Annotated in this window: 1 protein-coding gene; it reads right to left on the minus strand. The window is 76.6% G+C overall.

Features of this window, described 5'->3' with window-relative positions:
• The coding region (locus NBW84_RS24685) for an alpha-(1->3)-arabinofuranosyltransferase domain-containing protein (protein WP_445548840.1) at positions 1-2,529 on the minus strand (2,529 nt) is incomplete at its 3' end.
• Between the last annotated feature and the right edge of the window lie 41 nt (positions 2,530-2,570).

Genomic DNA, 2,570 nt, shown 5'->3' on the forward strand with positions numbered 1-2,570 from the left:
CGTCGAACCCGTGGCCGTGGCCGTGGCGGCCGGGCCCGCCGGCGCGGGGCCGGCCGTTGCCGGTGCCGCCGGTGCGCCCACGGGCTGCGAGGTGAGGATCAGCCGGTCGAGGTCGTAGCCGGTCCGCGCGCCCTCGACGGTCCGCAGCACGTGCTCGCCGGGGCCCAGGGTGATCGGATCACCGCACAGTGACACCGCGAGCCCGGCGCGGCCGAGCGCGTCCGCGCTGGAGCCGGTGATCCGCACGGGAGCCGGACGCCCGTCGATCGTCATCAGGTCGTCGCGGCAGGTGCCGGGCAGCTCGGCCCGCGGCGGGGGCACCCGCAGGCCGGCGAGGCCGACCTCGGCGAGCCCGACCGGCATGGAGATCTGGGTCCCGCTGATCGGGTCGATGGTGGTGGCCACCCGCACCCTGTCGACGACGAGCCGGATACTGCTGCCCCGCACGGGCGGGAAGGACATCGTCACGGTCCGGCTCGCGCCGGGCTGCCCGAGGTCGCTGACCGGCGGGACGGTGAGGGTGTCCACCCGCCGGCCGTCCACGATCAGCCCCAGGGCGGTGGGCACGGAGTGGCTGCCGTCGGCGACCACGGACAGCGTCAGCTCGGACAGGTCCACCGGCCGGGGGGAGTCGACCTGGATCCAGGCGCCCTGCTGCATGCCGAAGCCGGGGCTCCACGCGGTGGCCGGGTCGCCGTCGAAGGCGCTGGCACTGCCGGCCGCCAGGTCGCCGGGCAGCCGGCCGGAGGACGCGGTGGTGACCCCGCCGGCCGGCCGGCCGGCCGAGGCGCCGAGCACGAGGTCGTCGGCGTAGGCGGAGGCCCGGGCGGTGCCGGTCAGGGTGAAGGCCCGCGCGGCCGGCAGGGTGAACACGCGGGCGACGGCCGGCTCGGTGTCGGACTTGAACGGCTCGGCCGGGTCCGCGCGGTCCCGGGTGACCTGCAACGTCAGACGGTGCCGCAGGGAGTCCGCGCCGGTCGCGGAGAGCAGGTCGGTGGGCATCCGCAGCAGTTCCTGGACGTGGGGCGCGCTCCCGTCCGGTGACACGATGTCGACCTCGGCGAACCCCACGCTGGACAGGCCGGCGTAGTTCGCGCGCTCCCCGATGTTGGTGGCGTCGATGGTGATGTCCAGCCGGGTGAAGCTGCGGGCGGGGAAGGACAGCACCTGGCCGGCGGGATCCCGGGAGCTGTCCGTGAGCGGCACCGTCACTGGCGAGCCGCCGTCGAAGCGCAGCGTCACCTGGGTGATCCACCGGTTGCGCGCGCCGGTGAGCGGCTGGACCAGCCGCACCCGGTCCGTGGTCACCGGGCCGGCCAGGCCGACGCGCAGGCGCTGCCCGGCCGGGTTGGCGAACGCGCCCACCCGCCAGGCGGTGTCCGGGTCGCCGTCGACCGCGCCGGCCGGGCGTTCCGGCGGGCTGTAGGAGAACGTGTTGCCGTAGTCGGTCGCCTCCACCGAGGCGATCCGCGTGGAGGCGGTCGGCGCGGGCTGGCCGGCAGGCCGCAGCACGGCGACGGTCTGGGACGCCTCGGTGGCGTCCGGGAAGACCGGCAGCCGGTTGTCGTTCGGGTCGGGGGTGAGCGGCGCGCCGCCGGGGGCCTCCACGTAGCCGTACCCGTCCCGGACCGAGCTCCAGCGTTCCGCCCGCCGCCGGTTACTGTCGGTGAGCAGCAGGTCGGCGCCGTCGTCCAGGGCCTGTCGCAGGCCGGCGGGGTCCGCGGCCAGCGAGCCGGTGTAGAGGATGGCCCGGTTCCCGGCCACCGCCTCGGCCAGCAGCCCGGCGGCCGCGGCGTCCACCAGCCCCTCGCCGTTCCCGCTGACCAGCAGCGGGGCAGCGGTCGTCGCCGTGCGCACGATCGGCCTGGCGTCCCGGACCCCGAAGGCGGCCAGCGCCGGCGGCGCGGGGGCGTCCGGGGGCGTGCCCAGGGCGATCTCGTCGTTGAAGGGGATCCGCGAGGTGTCGGTCACCGGCGGCCCGAAGCGGCGCGGCGCGTCCAGGCCCGCCGGCACCGGGCCGGTGAACAGCCGCCAGGTCGGCACCGGCCGCGGGGTGCGGAACCGTTCGTACTGGAAGTTGCTGCGCAGCAGCACGTCGCCGACGCCCATCAGCCGGGCGATGTCGGCCAGCGAACCGGTCTCGAACACCCCTTCCTGCAGCCGGCGGTCGAGCGCGCGCAGCAGGTCGGCGGACGCGGGGGCGCTGAGCGGGATCAGTTCGCGGGAGAGGAAGGGCCGTTCGATCAGTCCGGGCAGGACGGGGTCGAGGGTCGTGCCCCACCGGTAGTGGGAGAAGGGCGCCCCGGGCAGTTCCAGCACCCGGGTGGCCGTCCCGGCCGCGTCCAGGTCGGCGGCGGCCTGTAGCTCGTAGTCGGGAAGCTTCTCGGGCCGGTCCAGCCCCGCCTCGACGAACTGGCCGCGCCACAGCGGGCTCAGGTTCGCCACGATCAGCACGACCACGACCACCCACGTGACCCCCGGCACGGACGTCGGCAGCCCCGGCCACGCCCGCACCCGCGCGCCGCGCACCCGGGCGGCCTGCCGCCGCCCCCGGCCGGGCGTCTCCCGCG

The organism is Protofrankia sp. CiP1_Cm_nod2, from assembly GCF_920664355.1.
Lineage (GTDB): Bacteria > Actinomycetota > Actinomycetes > Frankiales > Frankiaceae > Protofrankia.